Raw genomic sequence first — 382 nt, forward strand, 5'->3', positions numbered from 1 at the left:
GGCAGGTGACCCGGCACGAACGGGAGCGGGTGACCCTGCGCAGACGGGGGCGAGCGGTCCGGCACCGGACGCGGCGGTGGTCGGAACGGCCGCGCAGGTGGCGGCGCCCGTACAGGTGGCGGCGCCCGCGCGGGTGCCGTTGCTCGGGCGTTGGCTGACGCACTACGGCGAGCGGGCCCGGGTGCCGGGTTCGTCGCTGCTGCTGGCCCTCACCGATCTGCTCGGGCAGCACTGGGCCACCGGGCAGAGCCGGATCGAGGACCAGCACCTGGGGGCGTTGCTGGCGTGGATCGATCCGCCCGCGGGGCTCACCGGCCCGGAGGCGGCGCTCATGGCCGAGTCCGCGCGCAACGCCCGCGGCCAGTTGTGGCGCCCGCCCGCC

The 382-nt window shown here is 77.5% G+C and carries 1 pseudogene; it reads left to right on the forward strand.

From position 1 onward, the window contains the following. Positions 1-121: 121 nt before the first annotated feature. Positions 122-382: pseudogene (locus AAHZ94_RS35135) on the forward strand (hypothetical protein); the annotation flags it as partial.

It is taken from the genome of Streptomyces sp. HSW2009, assembly GCF_040240285.1.
Classification (GTDB): Bacteria; Actinomycetota; Actinomycetes; order Streptomycetales; family Streptomycetaceae; genus Streptomyces.